The sequence below is a fragment of the Streptacidiphilus fuscans genome (assembly GCF_015690355.1).
Taxonomy (GTDB): Bacteria; Actinomycetota; Actinomycetes; order Streptomycetales; family Streptomycetaceae; genus Streptacidiphilus; species Streptacidiphilus fuscans.
Genome location: NZ_JADPRT010000014.1, coordinates 28122 through 49765, shown reverse-complemented (window position 1 = coordinate 49765; position 21644 = coordinate 28122). Strand labels below are relative to the sequence as shown.

General features: G+C 71.8%; 18 protein-coding genes. 10 read left to right on the top strand and 8 right to left on the bottom strand.

All coding sequences use genetic code 11. The annotated features are described in order from the left end of the window. Nucleotides 1–10: 10 nt before the first annotated feature. From pgsB to I2501_RS28425, 3 genes are all read left to right on the top strand, one after another. The gene (gene pgsB, locus I2501_RS28435) at nucleotides 11–1342 is read left to right on the top strand and encodes a poly-gamma-glutamate synthase PgsB (protein ID WP_196197137.1); all 1332 of its coding nucleotides are present in this window, start codon (nucleotides 11–13) and stop codon (nucleotides 1340–1342) included. 90 nt (nucleotides 1343–1432) lie between these two features. Further along, entirely contained in the window at nucleotides 1433–1915 is a 483-nt protein-coding gene (locus I2501_RS28430; protein ID WP_196197136.1) for a poly-gamma-glutamate biosynthesis protein PgsC/CapC, read from the top strand. A 41-nt stretch (nucleotides 1916–1956) separates the two neighbouring features. Further along, complete coding sequence (locus I2501_RS28425; RefSeq protein WP_196197135.1) at nucleotides 1957–3057, top strand: C40 family peptidase; 1101 nt, start codon at nucleotides 1957–1959, stop codon at nucleotides 3055–3057. 38 nt (nucleotides 3058–3095) lie between these two features. Here I2501_RS28425 and I2501_RS28420 read toward each other — a convergent pair whose 3' ends face one another. Both I2501_RS28420 and I2501_RS28415 read right to left on the bottom strand, forming a co-directional pair. Beyond that, nucleotides 3096–4352 (bottom strand): cytochrome P450, encoded by a 1257-nt coding sequence (locus I2501_RS28420; protein ID WP_196197134.1) that lies wholly within the window; start codon nucleotides 4350–4352, stop codon nucleotides 3096–3098. A gap of 193 nt (nucleotides 4353–4545) precedes the next feature. After that, complete coding sequence (locus tag I2501_RS28415; protein WP_196197133.1) at nucleotides 4546–5721, bottom strand: hypothetical protein; 1176 nt, start codon at nucleotides 5719–5721, stop codon at nucleotides 4546–4548. 396 nt (nucleotides 5722–6117) lie between these two features. Between I2501_RS28415 and I2501_RS28410 the strand changes: the two genes are divergently transcribed. Next, nucleotides 6118–7185, top strand: coding sequence for an alpha/beta hydrolase family protein (locus I2501_RS28410; RefSeq protein ID WP_196197132.1), 1068 nt, complete (start codon nucleotides 6118–6120; stop codon nucleotides 7183–7185). A gap of 19 nt (nucleotides 7186–7204) precedes the next feature. Here the strand turns inward: I2501_RS28410 and I2501_RS28405 are convergent, their stop codons facing one another. Together I2501_RS28405 and I2501_RS28400 are read right to left on the bottom strand one after the other, a co-directional pair. Beyond that, nucleotides 7205–8470: a GNAT family N-acetyltransferase gene (locus I2501_RS28405; RefSeq protein WP_196197131.1), complete on the bottom strand. Its 1266-nt coding sequence runs from the start codon at nucleotides 8468–8470 to the stop codon at nucleotides 7205–7207. Nucleotides 8471–8600: 130 nt separating this feature from the next. Then, nucleotides 8601–10166: an AMP-binding protein gene (locus I2501_RS28400; protein WP_196197130.1), complete on the bottom strand. Its 1566-nt coding sequence runs from the start codon at nucleotides 10164–10166 to the stop codon at nucleotides 8601–8603. 140 nt (nucleotides 10167–10306) lie between these two features. Here I2501_RS28400 and I2501_RS28395 point away from each other — a divergent pair, with 140 nt between their 5' ends. The 5 genes from I2501_RS28395 to I2501_RS28375 all read left to right on the top strand — a co-directional run bounded on the left by I2501_RS28395 (nucleotide 10307) and on the right by I2501_RS28375 (nucleotide 14995). Then, nucleotides 10307–11254, top strand: coding sequence for an alpha/beta fold hydrolase (locus tag I2501_RS28395; RefSeq protein WP_196197129.1), 948 nt, complete (start codon nucleotides 10307–10309; stop codon nucleotides 11252–11254). 55 nt (nucleotides 11255–11309) lie between these two features. Next, nucleotides 11310–11981 (top strand): TetR/AcrR family transcriptional regulator, encoded by a 672-nt coding sequence (locus I2501_RS28390; RefSeq protein ID WP_328806695.1) that lies wholly within the window; start codon nucleotides 11310–11312, stop codon nucleotides 11979–11981. A gap of 216 nt (nucleotides 11982–12197) precedes the next feature. Continuing rightward, a complete protein-coding gene (locus tag I2501_RS28385; protein WP_196197128.1) occupies nucleotides 12198–13472 on the top strand; it encodes an acyl-CoA dehydrogenase family protein in 1275 nt (424 codons plus the stop codon). Nucleotides 13473–13502: 30 nt separating this feature from the next. Further along, nucleotides 13503–14345, top strand: coding sequence for an enoyl-CoA hydratase-related protein (locus I2501_RS28380; RefSeq protein WP_196197127.1), 843 nt, complete (start codon nucleotides 13503–13505; stop codon nucleotides 14343–14345). Then, entirely contained in the window at nucleotides 14342–14995 is a 654-nt protein-coding gene (locus tag I2501_RS28375; protein ID WP_328806694.1) for an HAD family hydrolase, read from the top strand. The genes I2501_RS28380 and I2501_RS28375 overlap by 4 nt, the downstream gene beginning before the upstream one ends. Nucleotides 14996–15045: 50 nt before the next feature. Here I2501_RS28375 and I2501_RS28370 read toward each other — a convergent pair whose 3' ends face one another. Both I2501_RS28370 and I2501_RS28365 read right to left on the bottom strand, forming a co-directional pair. Continuing rightward, nucleotides 15046–15285: a dsRBD fold-containing protein gene (locus tag I2501_RS28370; protein WP_196197126.1), complete on the bottom strand. Its 240-nt coding sequence runs from the start codon at nucleotides 15283–15285 to the stop codon at nucleotides 15046–15048. Between the two features lie 305 nt (nucleotides 15286–15590). Then, a complete protein-coding gene (locus I2501_RS28365) occupies nucleotides 15591–16421 on the bottom strand; it encodes a COG4705 family protein (RefSeq protein WP_196197125.1) in 831 nt (276 codons plus the stop codon). 104 nt (nucleotides 16422–16525) lie between these two features. On the opposite strand from I2501_RS28365, the gene I2501_RS28360 reads away from it, so the two are divergent. Continuing rightward, nucleotides 16526–19822, top strand: coding sequence for an AfsR/SARP family transcriptional regulator (locus tag I2501_RS28360; protein ID WP_196197124.1), 3297 nt, complete (start codon nucleotides 16526–16528; stop codon nucleotides 19820–19822). 2 nt (nucleotides 19823–19824) lie between these two features. Here the strand turns inward: I2501_RS28360 and I2501_RS28355 are convergent, their stop codons facing one another. Both I2501_RS28355 and I2501_RS28350 read right to left on the bottom strand, forming a co-directional pair. Next, complete coding sequence (locus I2501_RS28355) at nucleotides 19825–20586, bottom strand: ABC transporter permease (RefSeq protein ID WP_196197123.1); 762 nt, start codon at nucleotides 20584–20586, stop codon at nucleotides 19825–19827. Then, a complete protein-coding gene (locus I2501_RS28350; RefSeq protein WP_196197122.1) occupies nucleotides 20583–21566 on the bottom strand; it encodes an ATP-binding cassette domain-containing protein in 984 nt (327 codons plus the stop codon). The genes I2501_RS28355 and I2501_RS28350 overlap by 4 nt, the downstream gene beginning before the upstream one ends. Nucleotides 21567–21644 lie beyond the last annotated feature (78 nt).

Genomic DNA, 21644 nt, shown 5'->3' with positions numbered 1-21644 from the left:
GAACCATTCGGTGCTCTTCCTCTACTGCGTGCTGGTGATCTGCTGCGCCGGGCTCCTCCTGGCCGGGATCGTCGAGCAGCGACGCCACTACATCTCGCTGGAGCAGATACCGGTCCGGGTGCTGGTCAACGGCATCCGCGGCAAGAGCTCCATCACCCGGCTGTGTGCGGGCGCGCTGCGCGGCGGCAACCTGGTCACGGTCGCCAAGACCACCGGCACCGCGGCCCGGTTCATCCACCCCGACGCCACCGAGGAGCCGGTCTACCGCAAGTTCGGCCTGGCCAACGTGGTCGAGCAGATCGGCATCGTCCGCCGCGCCGCCGTCTACCGGCCGGACGCGCTGGTGATCGAGTGCATGGCCGTCATGCCGGCGCTCCAGGAGATCAACCAGCAGAAGCTGATCCGCTCCACCATCGGCGTCCTGTGCAACGTCCGCGAGGACCACCTCGCCGAGATGGGCCCCACCCTGGACGACGTGGCCCGGTCGCTGTCCCGCTCGATGCCGGAGGGCGGCATCTGCGTGACCGCCGAGCGCGACCGGCTGGCGATCCTCCAGGAGGAGGCCGACAAGCGGAACTGCCGCCTGATCGCGGTGGACCCGGAGACCGTCAGCGACGAGGAGCTGCGCGGCTTCAGCTGGTTCACCTTCAAGGAGAACGTCGCCATCGCCCTGGCCGTCGCCGACCTGCTCGGCGTCGACCGCGAGACCGCGCTGCAGGGCATGTGGGAGGCCCCGCCGGACCCGGGCGTGCTGTCGGTGGAGCGCTACCGCACCGAGGACGACAAGCGGCTGCGCTTCGCCAACGTCTTCGCTGCCAACGACCCCGAGTCGACGCTGATGAACGTGCGGCAGCTGCTGGACCTCGGCGCGATCCGCCGCCCGCTCAACGTCGTGATCAACTGCCGCCCCGACCGGGTGGAGCGCAACGGCCAGATGGGCGCGATCGTCCCCGACCTGGCCCCGGACACGGTCTTCCTGATCGGCCATCCGACCAAGAGCGCCCGCGACGGGATCCCCGGCCACTGGCAGGGCCGGATCGTCGACCTGGGCGGCGACCGGCGTGACCCGGAGGAGCTCACCCGGGACCTGCTCGCCGAACTGCCCGAGGACTCCTCGCTGGTGGCCGTCGGCAACATCCACGGCCAGGGCGAGCTCTTCCTGGACTGCCTGGCCGAGCTGCCGGAGGACGAGGAGGACGACGACGCCTTCACGCCGCCCGCGCCGGAGGGCCGGTTCGCCGAGCTGCCCGAGGGCGTCGAGGACCCCTGGGCCTGGCCCGCCCGCATGTCCCCGGACTCGCCGACGCTCACGCTGCGCGTCCCGCGCCAGCGTCGGCGCTAGGCGCGCTGCCGTGATCACCAGCCCCACCCGTCGACCCAGCTGTCGGCCCACCCGTCGACCCACCGTCGGATCCCACCACGAGGAAGCCCTGTGATCCCCGCCAACGTCACCCCCCAGACCGCCGCGCTGGGTATCGCGCTCGGCCTCGTGTTCTCGCTCATCTGCTACCTCACCACCAACCTCTCGCCCGGCGGCATGATCACGCCCGGCTGGCTGGCGCTGACCCTGGTCACCGACGTGAGCCGGTTCTGGCTGGTCCTCGGCGTCACCGTGCTGACCTTCCTGGTGACGGTGGGTCTGCAACGGGTCGTGATCCTCTACGGCAAGCGGCTGTTCGCCGCCGTGGTGTTGACAGCCGTCGTGCTGCAGATGAGTGTCATGCTGGCTCTGCAACAGGAGTTCCCGCTGCTCTACACCGCACAGACGCTGGGCTTCATCGTGCCCGGCCTGATCGCCTACCAGCTCGTCCGACAGCCCAAGGCCGCCACCGTCATCTCCACCACGGCGGTGACCCTGGCCGCCTACGTCGTGCTGGCGGCGGGTCTGCTGCTGGGCGCGCTGCCCACGGCCTGATCCACGCCGGTAGCCGGCACCCGACCCCTGGAGTTCCACCGATGTCCCCGTCCTCCTCGTCCTCTTCGACTCCCTCCCGTCCCTCCCGCCGCGCCCTGCTCGCCGGTGCCGCCGGACTCGTCCTGGCCGGAACTGCCGGCGCGTTGGGATACGAACTCCACAACCGGGGCGGGACAGGGAGCACGTCGCTCGGCGTCGGCGGGGACGCGGCGTCGGCGAAGGGGTCGGGCCCAGTGACGGAATCGGGCGGCTACCGCTTCCAGCGGCAGAGCTCGCCGGGGCGCACGGTGGCGCTGGACGGGTCGGGCAACCAGCTCGCCGTCTTCACCGACGGCGCCCGCACCGTCGTGCTGCGCGGCGCCAGCCGGACCTTCAGCGAGCCGCGCACCACCTCCGCCACCGTCACCACCGAGGCGTGGGTGCGGCTGCTGCCGAGCGAGTGGAAGCAGGGCGAGGAGAAGAGCGCCTGGTTCGGGCAGTGGTTCCCGAAGACGCTGAACGACACCAGTCCGGACCTTTTCGCCACCGCCTTCGAGTACAGCAGCGCCGGAGCGCCGGACAAGTTCAACGCGCAGGGTGTCCGGTTTGCCGGAACAGCGCATTTTGGTCCGCGTAATCCGAAAGTCAACGGGCCGCTGGATTTCGCCTACCACGCCGAGCAATCGGACTTCTACGACTATCTCGGAACTAGCTGGACATTTCCGGACGGAACTCAGGTCCAGCCCGAAAAGGCGCGCTTCGGCGACGTGGACTGCTCCGGTTTCCAGCGGCTGCTCTGGGGCTACCGGATGGGCGTGCCGATGCACAACACCGACACCGCGGGCGTCGGCCTGCCCCGCCGCGCCTTCGCCATCGCCGCCTACGGCCCGGGCGTGCTGCTCATCCCCAACACCGGCACCCAGGCCACCGACCTCAGCGTGCTGCAGCCGGGGGACCTGGTCTTCTTCGGCATCCTCAAGGGCCAGCCGGACGTGATCGACCACTGCGGGTTCTACATGGGCCCGGACAGCAACGGCCGTCCCCGCTTCTACTCCAGCCGCTCCGCCGCCAACGGCCCGACCATGGGCGACATGGCCGGGCACGCGCTGCTGGACGGCACCGACTTCTACGCCCGGGGCTTCCGCGCGGCGCGAAGAATCTGACTCCGAACACCCGGCCTCCCGGCCTCAGCTGGTCGGCCTCAGCCGGTTGACCAGTGCACCGGCAGGTGGGTGAGGCCGTTGATGAAGTTGGACGTCAGCCGCACCGGCGGCCCGGCGGGCTCCAGTTGCGGCAGCCGCTGCAGCAACTGCGTGAAGAAGGCCCGCAGTTGCAGCCGGGCGAAGTGCGCGCCCAGGCACAGGTGCGGGCCCTGCCCGAAGGCCAGGTGGTCGTTGGGGCTGCGGGTGAGGTCGAACCGGTACGGGTCGGGGAAGACGCGCTCGTCGTAGTGGGCCGAGACGTGGTAGACCACGACCTTGTCGCCCCGGCGGATCCGCTGCCCGCCGAGCTCGGTGTCGCACGCGGCGGTCCGGCGGAAGCTGAGCACCGGCGGGTGCCAGCGCAGCATCTCCTCGATCGCGGTGGGCAGCAGGCCCGGATCCGCGCGCAGCCGCCGGTACGCGTCGGGGTGGTCCAGCAGGGCGAGCACACCGCCGGGCAGTGCGCTGCGCACGGTGTCGTTGCCGGCGACCACCAGCAGGAAGAAGAACATCTCCAGTTCCGCACAGGTCAACTCCCGCCCGTCGACCGAGGCGTGGACAAGCGCGGTCATCAGGTCGTCCGCCGGGCGGGCCCGCTTGTGCCGGGCCAGCTCCTGGGCGTAGTCGAACATGTCGCGCAGCATCGCGGGGGAGCGGGGGTTGACCGGGCGTCCGTCCGCATCCCGTACCACCTGGGCGTGTTCGGGGTCCTGGTAGCCGATGACTCGGTTGGTCCACTCCAGCAGCAGCCGGCGGTCGCTCTCGGGGACGCCGAGCAGCTCGGCCAGGTTGGTCAGCGGGAAGTCGTCGGTCACCTCGACCGGCAGGTCGCACTCCCCGCGCCCGGCGACGGCGTCCAGCAGGGCGGCGGCCCGCGCGCTGATCCGCTCGTAGGACCGCTCAAGCCGCCGCCGGGTGAACACCCCGGCGGCGATCCGGCGGATCCGGCTGTGCTCGGGCGGATCCATGTTGAGGATCATCCGCCGGATGAAGCCCAGGTCGTCCGGCTCCGGATCGCGGATCTGCGTGGCACCCAGCCAGGACGAGAAGACCTCGGGTGTGCGCAGCACGTGCTTCACGTCCCGGTGCCGGGTGACGGCCCAGAAGCCGGGCCCGGCGGGCCAGTCGAGCACCTGGCGCTCCTGCTGCCAGGCGACGGGAGCGGTGTCGCGCAGCTGCCGGAAGGCGTCGTGCGGGATCCCGCGCGCGAAGACGCGCGGGTCGAAGACGTCCGGGTCGGCGTGGGGGAGTTCCATCAACCATCCTTCCGACGGCATCAGCTGACGTTCCCTCAGCGGCAATGTACTGGTCCCCGGACGCCGACAGGGCCCCTCGGCGGGCTGTCCGGCACGGATGCCGTCGAGCCGCCGAGAGGCCCTGCTGTCCTGCCCGTCACCGGGTCAGGCCGTCCGATCGAGACCCCCGTTCAGGATCGGAACCCCTGCGCTGTCAGTGCAGCGTGGCGTGGGAGAGATCGCACTCGTTGGTGTCGTTGGACCAGGTGGCCTGCTCGGCGAAGCTGCCGGTGCCCATGGACACCATGCCCGCGCCACCAGCGGTGCCCGGGGAGAGCCAGGCGCACTCGTCCGCGTTCTCCTGGCCGTTGTAGCTGCTGCCGGACTGCTGGTTGGTCCAACCGCCCGCCGGGTACTGGTCGGACATCATCTCCTGCCACTCGTGGCCCAGCGTCATCGTGTACCCGTCCAGCGTTCCGGGCGAGTTGATGAAGCCGACGCCGCAGCCGGAGCCGGAGTCCATGTTGTAGGGCTGGTTGGAGAAGGCCAGGTCGCCGTAGGGCGAGTTGACCGCACCGCCGGTCAGCGAGGAGTCGCCGGTGTAGTCGTGCCAGGCGCAGTACTGGCCCTGGTAGTTGTCCGGGTTGGTGCCCGTCGGCGACAGGATCACGTAGTAGGCGTCACGGTTGGCGTCGGCGGTGGTGTTGCCGAAGTGCGCCGCCGCGTTGACCGCCTCCTGGCCCAGCTGGTTGCCGGACGCCGCGCTCGGCGACGCCGCCGAGTTGTCGTACCAGACGCCGGAGAGCACGCCACCGGTCTGGTACGGGATGAAGCTGGCGTTGCTCGGGCAACTGGTGGCCCCGGCGCTGACGTTGGGGCCGTCACACCACTGCGTCAGCACGGACGACCACTGCTCGCCGCCGGTGCCGATGCCCTTGAACATCTCCTGCGCGGCCGACGCTGCGCCGTCCTGGTCACCGGAGAAGGCGGCGTCACCGTTGGAGTCGGTGGACTGCGTGCCCCACTGGTTGCCGTAGAAGACCAGGTAGACCTTGGCGTGGCCGTCCAGCACGCCGACGCCGTTGATGCCGCCGCCGTAGGACAGCGTCTCCGGGCCGGTCGCGGCGTTCGGGCTCTGGTGGGACTTGGCCCACGCGCGCATCTTGGCGGTGGTGGCGCGGTTGGGTATGACACCGTGCCGGTAGGCGTGGCCGGTCTGCGGGTCGAACGGGTTCGCGGTCACGTGCGACACGTTCTGCACGTGCGACGGCGCCGGCACGGCCTGTGCGGAGGGCGCGGTCGCGGCGAGGGTCGCGGCGGTGAGCAGGGAGAGGGAAGCCAGGCCGGAAACGGCGAGGCGGCGGGCACGAGGACGTGACGTAACGCCCATGGTGGGGCTCCTTTCGCTGTCGGTCCAGGAACCGGGCCACGGGTGGCGGCACGGCTGGAAGCGACTCGAACGAGGGGTTTCCGCGGTCGCCCGGTGGTGGGCGGGCAGTCGGCCGTCCCGAACCGACTGCCCGTCACCACTGGGCGTGGTGGAGTCAACTGGCGCTGACTGGTCACCGTCAATAGAAGGAACGCAGAGGTACGGAATCCCCACAGGTTCCGCACAGAATTCGACCTCGGTCGTTCACATCCGCACGTGCCCGACAGCCGGCAGTTGTCGGTGCGTCCGATCGGCTGTTGGATCCCGCGCGCGGACCCGGGATCCACTGGTGCCCGTCCCCCCGCGCGCCGCTCTGGCGCGTCCGCACGGCACCCGAACCTGGAGCACCCGCACCTGATGACGACGTTCTTCGACACCCCTGGCCTGCTGCCCGCCTTCCTCGCCGGCAACCGCTCGCGGGCGGTCGGCGCGGGCGTGGACCCTTTCGCGTACGACCGGGTGACCGCCACGATCACCTCCCTGTACGAGTGGCCCGCCGCCTTCGAGCGCGCCGGTCGCACCCACCTTGCGGCGGGGGAGACGGCGGAGGCGGCCGGTCACCTCGTCTCCGCAGCGACCTCGTTCCGGACCGCCGCCGCCTGGCTGCACTGCGCAACTCTCCTGCCGCATCCCGACCGTGAGGCGCTCGTCCGTGCCGAGACCGGCGCGGACGAGGCCATGCGGCGCTCGCTCGCCCTGGCGGAACCGGACGCGGCGCGGATCGAGGGGCCCGGCTTCGTCGGCCGGCTGCGCCGACCCGCCGGGGTGCGCAGGCCGCCGGTGGTGGTGATCGTTCCGGGCATGGACTCCAGCAAGGAGGAGTTCCACGACGTGGCCGATGCCCTGCTCGCGCGAGGTCTTGCGGTCGCGGCCGTCGACGGCCCGGGCCAGGGGCTCCTCGCCGCGAGCTCGGCGCCCGAACCCCACTACGAGCGGGTGGTCGGCGCGGTCCTCGACCACCTGGCTGCCCGGCATGACGGGCTGGATCACGAACGGACCGGCCTGGTGGGCTTGAGCATGGGCGGCTTCTACGCCGGGGTGGTCGCCGCCCGCGAACCTCGGGTCCGCGCGACCGTGACGGTGAGCAGCCCCACCGCGCTGGACTGGTCCGAGCTGCCCGCCTTTGTCACCGAGACGCTGGCTCAGCGCTGCGGATCCCCGGACGCCGCACGGGAGTTCGCGGAGCAGGTGAACCTGCTGCCGCTCGCGCACGCCATCCGCGGTCCCCTGCGGGTGGTGCCCGGGGGTCTGCCCGGGCCCCCGGGCGGCGCCACCGGCGCGCGGTGGCCCACGGCCGTCGCGCGGGCTGAGTACCTGCTCGTGCCGGACGGGGACCACCTGCTCGGCAACGCGCGAGCGCAGTGGCTCCCACGCACGGCGGACTGGCTGGCGACACAGCTCGGGCGTCCGGCATCTGACGAATGACCAGAACGATCAGCGGCCGTCAGAACCAGTGCACGCAGTGCGGGGAACGCTCGGCGCGGAAGAGCACGTCGGCGAGGGCGGCCGCGCCGGGGCGGTGGGCGCGGATGTGTCCGGCGCGGACCAGCGTGCTGGGCGCGGTGCCGCCGAGGTAGACCGAGCCGAGGTCGCTGACGTCCAGGGACAGGTCAGGCTCCCGGTCGGTCGGGACGCAGTCGGCCTTGCCGTCGCGGACGGTCAGCAGGTAGCGGTGGTGCTCGCCGAGGAACGGGTCGTCGACGTCCAGGACCAGCTCGCCGTCGCTGGACCAGCCGCGCGCGGTCAGCGCGCTCGGGATGTCCAGAAGCCGTACCCAGAGCCAGTCGCTGTCGTGACTCACCTCCGCGCCGCGGAAGTCCGCGAGCTGCCAGCGCAGCGGGTGGCCGGGCGGCATGTGCTTGAACACGACCCGCTCGACCAGGTCGTGGTCGAGCGCGAACCGGGCCAGGGCGGTGGTGACGGCGTCGTCGGCGGCGATGGTCTCGTCGACCGTCAGGGTGCCGTTGTCGAGGGTGTAGCTGGCGTAACCGTCCGGCACGCCGTCGGCGTCCCGGTGGACGGCGACGTAGCGCGGCGCGCGCGAGATCGGGGGCTGGCCCGCGCCCGACGCCCACCAGCGGTGCGGGCGGGAGAGCGCGCCGGGCTGCGCACGGCGGTAGCGGTCGTAGACCTGCTCCAGGATCTCGACGCACTCGGCGCGGCGCAGCACCTCGACCGTGCCGGAGTCCGCACCGGCCGTCGCGCCTGAGCCTGCGCCTGCGCCTGCGCCCGCGCCCGCGCTGGCGCCTGCGCCCGCACGCGGAGCGGCGAAGGCGCCCTGGTGCCGCTGGACGTTGAGACGACCGGTGTAGGTGGCCGGGCCGTAGCCGAACCTGCGGTAGATCACGGCTTCGGAGGCCAGCAGGACCGCGAGCGACTCGCCGCGGGCGCGGAAGTCGTTCAGCTGGTGCCGCATCAGGCTCGTCAGCACGCCCCGGCGTCGGTGTGTGGGCAGCACGCCGACAGCGGTCACTCCGGGCGCCGGGACCAGCGCCCCGCCGGGCAGGGTGAGCTCGAACGAGTAGGCACCGGCCGTGCCGACGGGCCGCCCGTCCGTCGCGACGGCAAGCAGGCTGCGGTCCATCTCGTACGCCGACCAGATGACCCCGCCGCCGTCCGCGTCCGGCCTCCCCCGGAAGAGGCCGAACGCGGTGTGGATCGTGTCGACGAAGACGTCGAGGTCCTCGTCGGTCGTGGGCCGGATCTCCATCGCTGGCGCTGCCTCTCTCGGATGCCGGAGCACCAACCGTCCGTGGTGCCCGGCACAGTGCAACGTCCGCACGCTCCAGGGTCAAGCGGATTATGTGTCAGGTCAGAGCGTGGATCGGCAGCTCAGGAGGTCAGCCCGCGGTGCTGTCGGTCGTCGAACTCTCGAAGAGGGAGCGGTCGATGGCCCGCTTGAGGATCTTGCCCGTCGCACCCTTGGGCAGCGTGTCGACGAAGGCGACCAGGTGCGGGACCTTGTACGCGGACAGCCGCTCCTTGGCCCAGGCGCGCAGAGCCGCCGCGTCCGGGGACGCGCCGGGACGCAGGGCGATCGCGGCGGCGACCTCCTCGCCGTAGTGCGCGTCAGGGACGCCGATCACGGCCGCCTCGACGACGTCGGGGTGCTCGTAGAGGACCTCCTCGACCTCGCGCGGGTAGACGTTGTAGCCGCCGCGGATCACCAACTCCTTCTTGCGGTCCACGATGTGGAGCTCTCCGGCGTCGTCGATCCGGCCCAGGTCGCCGGTGGCGAGCCAACCGTCGTGCAGCACCTCGGCGGTGGCCTCGGGACGGCCCCAGTAGCCCTTCATCACCACCGGACCGCGCACATGCACCTCGCCGATCTCGCCCGGCGCCAGCTCGGCCCCGTCCAGCGAGCGGACGGCGATCTCGCAGTCGGGGATCGGCGCGCCGACCGACCCGACCGCGACGGGGCGACCGGCGACCTGGACGGTGGCGGAGCCGGTGGTCTCGGTCAGGCCGTAGCCCTCCAGGATGGTGCAGCCGAAGCGCTCCTCGAAGGCCCGCTTGATCTCGCCCGGCAGCGAGGCCCCGCCGGAGGAGGCGAGCCGGAGCGAGGCGAAGTCGGCGGGGTCGGCGTCGCCCGCGGCGTGCAGCAGGGCGTTCCACATCGTCGGCACGCCCGCCGTCGTGGTGAGCCGCCGGTCGCGGATCACGGCCAGCATCTCGTGCGGGTCGAAGCGGGGGAGCAGCGACAGGGACGCGCCGACGCGCATGGTGGTGGCGAGGATGCAGGCCTGGCCGTAGACGTGGAAGAGCGGCAGTGCGATGCCCGCGCGGTCGTCGGGGCCGAGACGGTGGATCCGCTGGTAGATGGACGCGCAGGCGTGCAGGTTGCCGTGCGTGAGCATCGCGCCCTTGGGGCGGCCGGTGGTGCCGGAGGTGTAGAGGATGGCCGCGGTGTCGTCCGTGTCGGCGTCGGCGGGGGCCGGGACGGGAGCAACCGCGGTGACCTCGTCGGTGGCCAGGCCCTCGGCGGTCAGGTCCTCGGCGGTCAGGCCCGCCAACTCCCGCTGGAGCTCCCAGTACGGCACGCCGACGGCCGCGGCTGCCACCGCGGGCGCGGGGGAGACCGCGTGCCAGCCGATGACCAGGGAGATCCCGGCGTCCGTGCCGATGTACTCCAGCTCCGGTGCGGGGGCCATGGTGTTGGCGGTGACCGCGATCGCCCCGATCGACAGCACGCCGTAGTAGGCCGCCACGAACTCGGGCACCGACGGGGCGATCAGCAGCACCCGCTCCCCGGCCCCGATCCCGGCCGCGCGCAGGCGTGCCGCGACGGTGCTGGCGTGGTCGCGCAGGGCGGCGTAGGACCAGCTCTGACCGGCGGTGCCGTGCAGGGCGGTGCGTTGCGGGGCGGACTCGGCGTGGTCCCAGACGGGTTGCGCGGCGTTCGACATGGGTTCCCTTCCGGAGGGTGGTCCGAGGCTGACCCCGGTATAGATGAATCCAACGTCGAGTTCAATATCCCGGGCGGCGGCAGGTGGGCCCGTCGCGGCAGATATTGAATCCGACGTCAAGTTTGACTAGCCTCGGTGCCATGGCCACCGACAGCAGCGCACTCGCCGCGTGGGAGAAGCTGGCCGTGCGCCAGATCGCCACCAACGGCATCGAGCTCCGCGTCTTCGACACCGCAGAGACCCACCGGACCGCAGCGGACCGCCCGCCCGTCGTGCTCTGCCACGGCTTCCCCGAGCTGGCGTTCTCCTGGCGCCACCAGGTCGGCGCGCTCGCCGACGCCGGTCACCGCGTGATCGTGCCCGACATGCGCGGCTACGGCGGCAGCTCCCGGCCCGCCGATCCCGCCGCCTACGACATGGTCACCCTCTGTGCCGACCTGACCGGGCTGCTCGACGCGCTCGGTCTCGCCGACGCCGTCTTCGTCGGCCACGACTGGGGCGCGGCCGTCGTCTGGCACCTGGCCCTGCTGCACCCGGAGCGGGTGCGCGCCGTGGCCGGGCTGAGCGTCCCGCCCGCGCCGCGAGCGCCCGTCGCGCCGCTGTCGATCCTGCGGTCGCGGATGGGCGACGACTTCTACATCAACTGGTTCCAGACGGCGGAGCCGGAGACGGCGCTCCGGGCCGACGTGCGGCGCACCCTGCTGTCGCGCCGCGCGCCCACGGCCGCGTGGGCGGCCCGCGACGAACCGGCAGAGCCGCGTCCTGACTGGTTCGACGAGGACGAACTCGAGGTCTACATCCGGACGTTCGAGGAGACCGGGTTCACCGGGGGCCTCAACTACTACCGGAACATCGACCGCAACTGGCGGCTGATGGAGTCGCTGGACGGCCGCACCGTCGACCAGCCGTCGTTCTTCGCGATCGGCTCCCGCGACCCGGTGGCGAAGTTCAGCGCCACCGAGGGACTGGACCGCGTCCTCACCGACCAGCGCGGCCAGCTCGTGCTGGACGGCGCGGGCCACTGGATCCAGCAGGAGCGGCCCGAGGAGGTCAACGCGGCGTTGCTGGGCTTCCTGGGCGCTCTCTGAGGGGCCGATTGCTATCATCCCTGGCAGAAACGCGAAGCACGTCGAAGGGACGCTTGTGGCAGGCCAGGTCCCGACCGACGAGGGCTCGCACGCGCGGATCGTCGCCCCGCGCAGCGCGCGCGGCGAGCGGACCCGGAGCGCCCTCGTCGCGGGCGCCCGCGAGGTCTTCGAGCGCGACGGCTACCTGGACGCGCGGATCACCGACATCTCCAAGGCCGCCGGCGTCGCCTCCGGCTCCTTCTACACGTACTTCACCAACAAGGAAGAGATCTTCGCCGCCGTCGTCGAGCAGGTGCAGGAGGAGATGCTCCACCCGCACCTCCGCGAGCGCACCGGGATCACCGACGCCCGCGAGCTGATCGACGCCTCGAACCGCGAGTACCTGCGCTCGTACAAGCAGAACGCCCGCCTGATGGCCCTGTTCGAGCAGGTCGCGCAGATCGACCCGACCTTCCGCGCGCTGAGGATCAAGCGCGGCAACGCCTTCGCGCAGCGCAACGCCAAGCTGATCCAGCAGCTCCAGGAGCGCGGCGAGGCCGACCCGAGCCTCGACCCGCTGGTGACCGCGCACGCGCTGTCGCACATGGTGAGCCGGATGGCCTACATGGTCTTCGTGCTGGAGCAGCGCATCGCGTTCGAGCGGTTGGTGACCACGCTCAACCAGATCTGGTTCAACGGCCTGCAACTGCGCGAGCCGGGCGGCCACGGGCCGGAGCAGGCGGAGTAGGCGCGGAGGAGTAGTCGTAACGGCCGGCAGTAGCCGTGCCGAGCGTGCCAGGGGTCTGACGGTCTGTCCGTCAGGCCCCTTCTCGCTGTCCCGACGGCCGGGGTCGACGGCCGGGGTCGACGGCCGGGGCGGCCGGCGTCGGCGATTACTTGAACTTGACGTTGGATTCAACTATACAGGGAGGCACACGCCGAACCTCCTGGCAGGAGTCCACCGATGTCCCTGTTCGAGCTGTCGGAACGCGCCCAGAAGTACCAGGCCGAGCTGCTGGACTTCATGGACACGCACGTCTACCCCGCCGAGGCCGTCTACGAGGAGCAGATGCGCGCCGCGGGCGACCCGCACGCGCAGCCGCAGGTGCTGGAGGACCTCAAGGCCGAGGCCCGCCGCCGCGGGCTCTGGAACCTCTTCCACCCGGACCCGAAGTGGGGCGCGGGCCTGACCAACCTGGAGTACGCGCCGCTCGCCGAGATCATGGGCCGCAGCGCCCACCTCGCGCCCGAGGCGACCAACTGCGCCGCGCCCGACACCGGCAACATGGAGGTGCTGACGCTCTTCGGTACCGAGGAGCACCAGGAGAAGTACCTCCGCCCGCTGCTGGACGGCACCATCCGCTCCGCCTTCGCGATGACCGAGCCGGCCGTCGCCAGCTCCGACGCCACCAACATCGAGCTGCGGATGGAGCGCGACGGCGACCACTACGTCCTCAACGGCCGCAAGTGGTTCGCTTCCAACGCCCTGCACTCCAACTGCACCGTCATGATCGTGATGGGCAAGACCGACCCGACGGCGGACCGACACCGCCAGCAGTCGATGATGGTCGTCCCGATCGACGCCCCCGGCGTCACCGTCCTGCGCGGCCTGCCGGTCTTCGGCTACCAGGACCGCGAGGGCCACGCGGAGATCACCTTCGAGAACGTCCGCGTGCCGCTCACTGACGTGCTCAAGGGCGAGGGCGAGGGCTTCGCGATCAGCCAGGCCCGGCTCGGTCCGGGGCGGATCCACCACTGCATGCGCGCCATCGGCATGGCCGAGCGGGCGTTGGAGCTGCTCTGCCGCCGCGCGCTGTCGCGGACCACCTTCGGGAAGCCGATCGCCGAGCGCGGCAACATCCAGGACTGGATCGCCGAGGCGCGCATCGACATCGAGCAGATCCGGCTGCTCACCCTGAAGGCCGCCTGGATGATGGACACGGTCGGCAACAAGGCCGCCCGCACCGAGATCGCCGCCATCAAGGTGGCCGCGCCCAACGTCGCGCTCAAGATCGTCGACCGGGCCATCCAGGTCTTCGGCGCCGCCGGGGTCACCGACGACTTCCCGCTCGCCAGCGCCTACGCCCACCTGCGCACGCTGCGGATCGCGGACGGCCCGGACGAGGTGCACAAGGCGGCCATCGCCAAGCAGGAGCTGGCCAAGTATCGGGACACCGCAGCCCGGGACACCGCAGCCCGGGACACCGCAGCTCGGGACACCGCAGCCCGGAACGCCTGAGTCCCAACCGTCCTGGGGAGGAGCAGTCCTGTGGGAACACCATCCACCGCCGACACCGTCCTCGCGGAGCGCCGCGGCGCGGTCCTCGTCCTGACGTTGAACCGCCCGGAGCGGCTCAACGCCTGGACGTACGCCCTGGAGGGCCGGTACTTCGACCTGCTCGACGAGGCCGAGGCCGACCTGGACGTCCGCGCCGTGGTCGTCACCGGCGCGGGACGCGGTTTCTGCGCCGGCGCGGACCTCGACGACCTGGCGGCGGCCGGTAACGCGGACGCCGAGACGCTCGCCACCCAGTTCCCGGCCCGTGCCGCCGCCCGTCCCCGGACGCGACCGCTCACGCTGCGCAAGCCGCTGATCGCCGCGGTCAACGGGGCGGCGGCCGGGCTCGGTCTGGTCCAGGCGCTCTACTGCGACATCCGCTTCGCCACGCCCGAGGCCAAGTTCACCACGGCGTTCGCGCGTCGCGGACTGATCGCCGAGTACGGCGTCGCCTGGCTGCTGCCACGCCTGGTCGGGACCAGCCGGGCCACGGACCTGCTGCTCTCCAGCCGGGTCGTGCGCGGCCAGGAGGCCCTGGCGATGGGCCTGGTGGACTTCGTCGCCGAGCCGGACCAACTGCTGGACGCCGCAGTCGCCTACGCGACTGACCTGGCCCAGAACTGTTCCCCTTGGTCGATGAGCGTGATCAAGCAGCAGCTCCAGCACAGCCTGGACAGCACCTTCGCCGCCTCCGTCGCCGAGGCGGACGCGCTGATGCTGGAGGGCTTCCAGCGCCCGGACGTGCGCGAGGGCGTCGCCAGCTACCTCGAACACCGCGCCCCGGCCTTCCCGCCGCTCGAACCGAAGGCCGTTGACCCGAAGGTGCTGACGTGACGTCAATTCTCATGGACGCAGACGCCCCGCCGCCCAAGGCCGTGCTCACGGACTTCGGCGGGGTGCTCACCACCGACATCTTCGTCTCGTTCCGCGCCTACTCCGCGCGCGTCACCGGCGACCCGCACACGGTCGAACGGCTCTTCCGGGAGGACGAGGACGTCTCCCGCGCCCTCGTCGAGCACGAACGCGGACGCCTGCCGCAGGCGGACTTCGAGCAGGCGCTCGCCAAGGCGTTGCGGGCGCGCGGAGCCGACGTCGCGCCCGACGGTCTGCTGGCCGCCCTCAGCGCGGACATCCGGCCGGACACGCGGATGGTGGACGCGATCGGTCGCCTGCACGCTGCGGGCGTGCCGGTGGCGCTGGTCTCCAACGCGCTCGGCGACGACCTCTACCGCGACGTGGACCTCCCGGCGCTCTGCGACGTCGCGGTGATCTCCAGCGAGGTCGGCGAACGCAAGCCGGGACGCCGGATCTACACCATCGCCTGCGAGCGGCTGGGCGTCGCGTCGCAGGACTGCGTGCTCATCGACGACCTGGTGCAGAACCTCGACGGGGCAGCACGGCTGGGCATCCGCGGACTGCACCACGTGGACAGCGCGGCGACCGTCGGGATCCTCCAGCGGCTCTTTCCGCAGGCGTGGGCCTGACCTGCTGCTCCTGGAGCTACCCCTTGAGCCGCGTCATTCCCTGAGCCGCGTCACTCCTTGAGGTCCGTGCCCGCCTTCATCAGCAGCTCGCTGGCGAGGGCGTTGAGGGCGCGGGCCGCCGCGGTCTCCTCGCCGACGCGCAGTTGTTCCGGGTCGTTCTCGTGCCGGGTCGCATGACCGCGCGCCCGTAGCTCCGTGCCGTCGGGGAGCCTCAGTAGGGCGGCGGCCCGGGTCTTACGGTCGACCTCTTCGAACTCCATCTCGATGTGCCAGCCGACGATGGTCTGCATGGCGCCCACCTCCTGGCGTAGCCGTGCGCCGTACACCTATCCAGCCTGCGCCCGGCCCCGTGCAACGGCATCCCCGCAGCCGCGCGACCGACGGCGGGTGACGCCGCACGGGCTTGAGCGCACGTCCAGCCGGATTCATGGACGGCTGCCTACCGTCGGCGACGAGGCTGAGCTGAGCAGCCTGCGGGCGGCCCCGGCGCGCACCCCCGTCGCGCCGGGGCCACAAAAAACGTGCGGCACATGCCGAGGGGCTCCTCCCCGCCGGTGCGGAGAGAAGCCCCAAAGGTTTGCCCGTGTCGGGTGCGTCAGTACGCCGAGGCGTGCTCCCGCTCCAGCTCGGGCTCCGGCGCGCTCTGGACGTCGGACTTGGTGACGGCCAGGTACGCGACGCCGATCACGATCATCGCGACGAGCACCAGCGCCACCGGGCCGTCGCCGAAGCCGAGGCCGCCCGTGGAGGTGGGCTTGCCGAAGCCGTCGGCGAGCGAGGCGCCGAGCGGGCGGGTGATCACGTAGGCGGCCCAGAAGCAGGCCACCGGGTTCCAGTTCAGGAACCGGTATCCGGCGGCCGGGATCAGGATCAGCGCCGCGAAGATGCCCGCCGAGGTGAAGTACCCCAGGCGCAGGGTGAAGGCGGTGAAGTCGCCCAGCGCGGTTCCCATGGCGAAGGTGGCCACGACCGTCGCCCAGTAGAACGCCTCACGGCGCGGGGTGTCGATGCTGTGGATCGACAGCGTCCCCTCGGTGCGCTTCCACACGAAGAAGACCAGGAAGAGCAGCACCGCGTAGAGCGCACTGGAGAGCGTGTACGGGACGCCGAGGGCGACGTGCATCACATCGGCGGCCATGGTGCCGAAGATGCCGACCATGGCGACGGCGAACCAGTACGTCCACGCCCAGTAGCGGCGCATCCGGAACTGCAGCACGAGCGCGACCAGGAACGCGACGAAGCCGATCAGCACCGCTATCTGCGGCACCATGGCCCCGACCAGGTAGTCCGAGGTCGCCTCGCCCATGGCGGTGGACAGTCCCTTGACGATCCAGAAAGCGGCGACGATCCCGGGGACACGTAGAGCGGCGCCCTGGACACCGGCGGCAGCGGTGCCCGAACGGGCGTGACGAGCGGGAGAAGTCATCCGCACACCTTAGGGGGCCAGCGTAAACGTAGGGTGAGTGCCCCGCCCGGTTCCCGCTTCCGCACGGCTCCCGGCATGATCCCCGGCCGTGGCAAAATCGGCGGGTGCAGATCGGGATGCTGGGTCCACTGGAGGTTCGCACGGACGACGGCGGCCTGGCCGACGTGCCGGGTGCGCGGTTGCGGGGACTGCTGGCCACCCTCGCGCTCACGCCGGGGCACGTGGTGCCGAAGGCGACCCTCGTCGACTGGATCTGGGGTGAGCACCCGCCCGCCGACGCCACGAACGCGCTCCAGCGCCTCGTCTCCCGACTGCGGAAGGTGCTGCCGGACGGCGCGGTCGAGGGGCAGCCGGACGGGTACCGGTTGACGGTGGCGCCCGACGCCGTCGACGCCGTGCGGTTCGAGCGGCTGGTCAGCGCGGCCCAGGCGGCGGGCCGTGCCCGCACCGAGGACGGTTCGCGTCACGTGACGTTGCTGCGCGAGGCCCTCGACCTGTGGCGCGGCGCGGCCCTCCAGGACGTCGGACTGCAGGACAGCGCCGCCTTCGACGCGGTCGTCGCCCGGCTGGAAGCGCTGCGCCTGACCGCCGCCGAGGAGCGGCTGGACGCGGAGGTGGCCCTCGGAGGCGGCGCGGAGCTGGTCACCGAGCTGAGCGACCTGGTGGCCGCGCACCCGGTCCGCGAGCGGCTGGTCGCCGCGCTGATGCGGGCGCTCGTCGCGGCCGGACGCGACAGCGAGGCGCTTCAGGCGTTCCAGCGCGCCCGGGAGGCGCTGGCCGACGAGCTGGGCGTCGACCCCTCGCCGGAACTGTCCGCGCTCCATGTCGCGCTGCTGCGCGGGGAGTTGCGCGGGGAGCTGCGCGAGTCGCGTGGCACGACGCGCGGCGAGCCGTACCGGTCCGGCGAGCCGCACCCGTCTGGAGAGCCGGAGACCCGCAGGACCAATCTCCGTGCCGAGCTGACCAGTTACGTCGGCAAGGACGCCGACGTCGCAGCGGTCCGCGAGCTCGTCGGCACGCACCGGCTCACCACCCTGATCGGGCCCGGCGGTTCGGGCAAGACCCGGCTGGCCGGGGAGACCGGCCGCGCCCTGCTCGGCGAACTGCCGGACGGTGCCTGGCTGGTGGAGCTGGCGCCGATCGGCCCGGACGGCGATGTGGCGCAGGCGACGCTCTTGGGGCTCGGCCTGCGCGACACCCTGCTCGGTGACACGCCCAACGCCGCGGATCTGACGGAGCGTCTGATTGCAGCGATCCGTGAGCGCGAGGCGCTGCTGATCCTGGACAACTGCGAGCACGTGATCGAGTCCGCCGCGGTCTTCGCGCACCGGGTGCTGGGGGAGTGCCGACGCCTGCGGATCCTGGCGACCAGCAGGGAACCGCTCGGCATCACCGGCGAGGCGCTGTTCCCGGTCGAGCCGCTGTCCCTGCCGGGCGCTGACGCGGGCGCGGCCGAGATCGCGTCCTCGCCCGCCGTCCGGCTGTTGCAGGACCGGGCCGGGGCGGTGCGTCGGGACCTGCCCGTCGCCGCCGATGGTGTTGCCGACGCCCGGACGCGGGCGACCATGGCCACGATGGCGCGCGTCTGCCGGGTGCTGGACGGGATGCCGCTGGCCATCGAACTGGCCGCGGCCCGGCTGCGCACCATGACCGTCGACCAGCTGGCCAACCGGCTCGACGACCGGTTCCGGCTGCTCACCGGCGGCAGCCGTACCGCGCTCCCGCACCACCGGACGCTGCGCGCGGTGGTCGACTGGAGCTGGGAGCTGCTGTCCGACGCCGAGCGGACGGTGCTGCGCAGGCTCTCGGTCTTCGCGGGCGGCGCGAGCCTGGAGGCGGCCGAACAGGTCTGCGCGGACGGCGGGGTGGGCCCCGGCGCGGGAGTCGAGCAGAGCGACGTGCTGGACCTGCTCACCTCGTTGACCGAGAAGTCGCTGCTGGTCACCGCGGGCGACGCGGTTCCGCGCTACCGGATGCTCGGCACGATCAAGGAGTACGCGGGGCATCGCCTCGCCGAGGCGGGCGAGGCGGAGTCGGCGCGGCAGGCGCACCTCGCCTACGTCACCGAGCTCGCCGAGACCGCGGACCCGCATCTGCGTCGCGCCGAGCAGTTGGAGTGGCTGGCCGTCCTGGAGGCGGAACACGACAACATCGCCTCGGCGATGCGCGGCGCGCTCGCGGCCGGTGAGGCGCAGGCAGCGATGCGACTGGCGGCGGGAGCCGGCTGGTACTGGTGGCTCAGCGGGCACCGGACCGAGGGCATGGAGCTGATCACGGCTGCGGCAGGTGCGCCTGCCGGAGCGCCAGGCCAGGTGACCGGCGAGGTGGACGACGAGGTCAGGGCCATGGTGTACGGCCTGGTCGTGCTCTTCGTCAGCTCCGGGCGTGGCGACGCGCAGGAGGCCGCGGAGTGGATCCACGAGGCCTCGCGGTTGAGCCTGCGCGGCCGGGGCGGCTACCCGCTGCTGGGGCTCGTCGCCGCGATGGAACGCCTGTTGCAGGGACCGGACCAGCTGCTGTCGGCGTGGGAGCCGCTGTTGCAGGACGACGACCCGTGGGTGCGGGCCCTCGCCCGGCTGCATCTGGGCAAGACCCGGATCCTGCTCGGCGACGGCGGCCCGGAGGGGGAGACGCACCTTCAGGCGGCGCTCGCCGAGTTCCGGGCCATCGGTGAGCGGTTCGGCATCTCGTTCGCGCTGTCCGAGCTGGCCGAACGGATCGCCACCCGTGGGGAGTTCGCCGCCGCGTGTGAGCTGCACGAGCAGGCGATCGCCGTCGTCACCGAGCTCGGCGCCACCGAGGACCTCATCCGGCTGCGGTCGATCCAGGCGAAGTTGTACTGGCTGCTGGGCGAGGAGGAGTCCGTCGCCGCCTCCCTCGCCGAGGCGCAGCGGTGGGCGGAGCGAGTGACCTGGCCCAACGCGCTCGCTGAACTGGTGCTCGCCAAAGCCGAGTTGGCCCGCTGGAGCGGCGCTGCCGAGGAGTCCCGCAGGCAACTGGACGTCGCGATGGCGCTGTTGGGCCACGACGCCGAGCTGGTGCAGATCCGCGCGCTGCGGCACGACACGCTCGGCTACCTGGTCGACGACCTCGACGAGGCCCGGACGCACCGCGTGGCGGCCTGCGCGGCGGCGGCCGAGGCCGGACACGCGCTGCTGATTGGCCAGGTGCTCGTCGGCGTCGCGGACTACGCACTGCGCCGCGACCGGCCGGAGCAGGCCGCGCGACTGCTCGGGGCGAGCGTGGCCGTACGTGGCCTTCCGGACCTGACGCACCCGGACGCGGCCCGGATCGAGCGGAGCGCACAGAACCGCCTCGGCGAAGTGGAGTTCGCCGAGGCGGTTCGTGCGGGGGAGCAGGCGGACTGGTCGCAGTTGGTCGACGCGGTGCTGGCCGGCTGACGTCAGGCCCGCTTCCTGAAGGTGGAGACCGCCCACAGGTATCCGACGAGGGCCAGTGCGACGCACCAGGCGAGGGCCTGGACCGCCGCGCCGGTCGCCGCGTGGCCGGTCAGCAGCCCGCGCAGCGTCTCGATGATCGGGGTGAAGGGCTGGTACTCCGCGAACTGCCGGATGCCGGGGCCCATCTTGGCGGCGGGCACGAACGCGCTGCTGAGGAACGGCAGCATGATCAGCGGCACGGTCCCCATCCCCGCCGACTCGGGGGACTTGGCAGCCAGGCCCATGGCGACCGTGAGCCAGCTGGCCGCGAAGCCGAGCAGCAGCGACAGGGCGACGACGCCGAGCCAGTCGAGCGCACTCGCGTCCGAGCGGAACCCCATCGCGAAACCGACGCCGACGATGACCGCGTCGGCGATCAGGCCGCGCACCGTCGTCGCCACGACATGGCCGGTCAGCACCGCGCCGTGGGAGACGTCCATCGCCCGGAAGCGGTTGATGATGCCCTTCGTCATGTCGTCGTTCACGGCCGTCGCGGTCGGACCCATGCCGTAGCAGAGGGCCATCACGATCAGCCCTGGCACCGCGTAGTCCACGTACGTGCCACCGACGTTGAAGGCGTCACCGAAGACGTAGACGAACATGAACATCATCACGACTGGGAACAGGACCGCCTGGAAGACCGTGGCGGGGTTCCGGACCGTGTGCTTGAAGTTCCGGCGCAGCATGATCGCCGAGTCGCCGAGCGAGACCGAGAGCGTGCTCATCGTGCGATCGCCTCCGAGGAGTTGGAGTGGGTGGTGTCGGTGGTGCCGGTGGCGGCGGCGCTGCTGGCGCGGCCGGTCAGGGCGAAGAAGACGTCGTCCAGGTCGGGGGTGTGCACCGAGAACTCCTCGGCGTTGACCGCGTGTTCGTCGAGCCGGTCCAACAGGGCGCGCAGCGACCGGGATCCGCCGTCGCTGGGCACGCGCAGCGTCAACTCCTGCTCGTCCCGCGTGGATCCGGGCAGGAAGCCCGCGGCGGCGTCCAGCGTCCCGGCGTCGGCGAACCGCAACCGGACGTGGGTGCCGGGGATCTGGCGCTTGAGCTCAAGTGGCGTGCCCTGGGCGACGATCCGGCCCTGGTCGAGCACCGCGATCCGGTCGGCCAGCTGGTCGGCCTCCTCCAGGTACTGCGTGGTGAGGAAGATGGTGGTGCCCTCGGCCACCAGCTCGCGGACGATGTCCCACATGGTGCGTCGGCTGCGCGGGTCGAGTCCGGTGGTCGGCTCGTCCAGGAAGATGATCTGCGGGTTGCCGACCAGCGTCATCGCCAGGTCCAGCTTGCGGCGCATGCCGCCGGAGTAGGTCGCCGCCATCTTGTCGGCGGACTCCACCAGGTCGAACCGATCCAGCAGGCCCGCGACGACCTGTTCGGCGGGGCGGATCCGCTTGAGGTCCGCCATCATCCGCAGGTTCTCACGACCCGTCAGCAGCTCGTCCACGGCCGCGAACTGGCCGGTCACGCCGATGACCTTGCGCACCTCCCTGGTCGCGGTCGCCACGTCGTGCCCGGCGACGCGCGCGGTGCCCGCGTCGGCCTTCATCAGCGTCGTCAGGATGTTGACCGTCGTCGTCTTGCCGGCCCCGTTCGGGCCGAGCATCGAGAAGACCGATCCCGCCTCGACGTCGAAGTCGACGCCGTCGAGAACGACCTTGTCCCCGTACGTCTTCTGCAGCCCCGAGGCTGCGATCACCGTGTTCCTCATGCCGACTACGATCCCGAGCGGCCCTGACACCGCGCTGACACGCCGCTGACACGGCCGCCGACGCGGCACTGACACGGC

Bases quoted from the DNA above. Each gene is read 5' to 3' on its own strand.
- I2501_RS28425 (WP_196197135.1), top strand. From the start codon at position 1,957: ATGTCCCCGTCCTCCTCGTCCTCTTCGACTCCCTCCCGTCCCTCCCGC.
- I2501_RS28420 (WP_196197134.1), bottom strand. From the start codon at position 4,352: ATGGAACTCCCCCACGCCGACCCGGACGTCTTCGACCCGCGCGTCTTC.
- I2501_RS28415 (WP_196197133.1), bottom strand. From the start codon at position 5,721: ATGGGCGTTACGTCACGTCCTCGTGCCCGCCGCCTCGCCGTTTCCGGC.
- I2501_RS28410 (WP_196197132.1), top strand. From the start codon at position 6,118: ATGACGACGTTCTTCGACACCCCTGGCCTGCTGCCCGCCTTCCTCGCC.
- I2501_RS28405 (WP_196197131.1), bottom strand. From the start codon at position 8,470: ATGGAGATCCGGCCCACGACCGACGAGGACCTCGACGTCTTCGTCGAC.
- I2501_RS28400 (WP_196197130.1), bottom strand. From the start codon at position 10,166: ATGTCGAACGCCGCGCAACCCGTCTGGGACCACGCCGAGTCCGCCCCG.
- I2501_RS28395 (WP_196197129.1), top strand. From the start codon at position 10,307: ATGGCCACCGACAGCAGCGCACTCGCCGCGTGGGAGAAGCTGGCCGTG.
- I2501_RS28385 (WP_196197128.1), top strand. From the start codon at position 12,198: ATGTCCCTGTTCGAGCTGTCGGAACGCGCCCAGAAGTACCAGGCCGAG.
- I2501_RS28370 (WP_196197126.1), bottom strand. From the start codon at position 15,285: ATGCAGACCATCGTCGGCTGGCACATCGAGATGGAGTTCGAAGAGGTC.
- I2501_RS28365 (WP_196197125.1), bottom strand. From the start codon at position 16,421: ATGACTTCTCCCGCTCGTCACGCCCGTTCGGGCACCGCTGCCGCCGGT.
- I2501_RS28355 (WP_196197123.1), bottom strand. From the start codon at position 20,586: ATGAGCACGCTCTCGGTCTCGCTCGGCGACTCGGCGATCATGCTGCGC.
- I2501_RS28350 (WP_196197122.1), bottom strand. From the start codon at position 21,566: ATGAGGAACACGGTGATCGCAGCCTCGGGGCTGCAGAAGACGTACGGG.